This is a genomic window from Actinoplanes siamensis (assembly GCF_016862395.1).
Lineage (GTDB): Bacteria > Actinomycetota > Actinomycetes > Mycobacteriales > Micromonosporaceae > Actinoplanes > Actinoplanes siamensis.
In genome coordinates this window covers 1-1,272 of the sequence record NZ_BOMW01000139.1, presented here as the reverse complement: position 1 = coordinate 1,272, position 1,272 = coordinate 1, and the positions used below count along the sequence as shown (strand labels likewise).

Genomic DNA, 1,272 nt, shown 5'->3' with positions numbered 1-1,272 from the left:
CTGCACGCTGTCCAGTCGCGGCCAGCGGTCACGGGCGTACTCGTTGAGGCGTTGCCGCAGGTGATGCTGCATCGACTCGGGCGGGTTCCTACGGGCCATGAGTTCATGCTGCCGTGCCCGCCGGTGTCACGCCATGATCGGCGATGATCTTTCCCCGGTCGGGTCGGCTCGGGACAGGTGCGGGGTTCGTGGTGAAAACGGCAGCGGTCACGGTCGTGATGGACGAGCAGACCCGCCTGCGGCTGTCGCGGACCGCCCGGTCGGCCCGTGCACAGGCCCGGGCGGTGTTACGGGCGAAGATCGTCCTGGCCGCCGCTGAGGGGAGACCGAACGCCCGGATCGCCGCTGACCTGCACGTCGGTGTCGACACAGTCCGTAAATGGCGAGCCCGGTTCGCGGCCAGCGGCCTGACCGGGCTGACCGACGCGAAACGCTCGGGCCGGCCCCGCCGCCACGGACCCGAGGTTCGCCTGCAGGCAGTCGCGATCGCGACATCGGCGCCACCAGGCCCGGAATCGACCTGGTCACATCGGCGCATCGCCGAACAGATGACCGGTACCACGATCTCCGTCTCGCAGGTCGGGCGGATCCTCGCCGACTGTGACCTGCGGCCCTACCGCGTCCGCGGCTGGCTCACCCGCAAAGACGACCCGCAGTTCTGGACCCGTACCGCCGACATCTGCGACCTCTACCTCAATCCACCGTCCGACGCGGTCGTGTTGTCCATCGACGAGAAAACCGCCATCGCCGCCCGTTCCCGCAAACACCCTGGTCGCCGCGCAACCCCAGGCCGGCCTGCCTACCAGGAGTTCGAGTATGTCCGGCACGGCACCGTGTCGATCATCGCTGCCCTCGACATACAGACCGGACAGGCGGTTACCGAGCCGATCGAGCGCAACGACTCGGCGACCTTCCAACGCTTCCTGACCATGATCGACACCGTCATCGACCCCGCCAAACAGATCCACGTCGTGCTGGACAACGGATCGTCACACGTCGCGAAAGCCACCCGGGCATGGCTGGCCGCGCATCCTCGCTGGCACGTGCACTGGACCCCGGTCCACGCCTCCTGGCTCAACCAAGTCGAGCTCTACTTCTCCGCCCTGACCCGCCGAGTCGTACGCCACGGCGACTTCAGCTCCCGCGACGACCTCATCAACAAGATCGAAACCTATGTGATCGCGAAGAACACCACCGCAAAACCCTACCGATGGACATACGACGGAACCCCACTCAAGGCCGCATGACCCACGACGAACTAATGCGGCGCAG

Annotated in this window: 1 protein-coding gene; it reads left to right on the top strand. The window is 66.7% G+C overall.

Annotation, left to right across the window (positions count from 1 at the left end; all coding sequences use genetic code 11):
- Positions 1–143 precede the first annotated feature (143 nt).
- The gene (locus Asi03nite_RS37445) at positions 144–1,247 is read left to right on the top strand and encodes an IS630 family transposase (RefSeq protein WP_307834062.1); all 1,104 of its coding nucleotides are present in this window, start codon (positions 144–146) and stop codon (positions 1,245–1,247) included.
- Positions 1,248–1,272 lie beyond the last annotated feature (25 nt).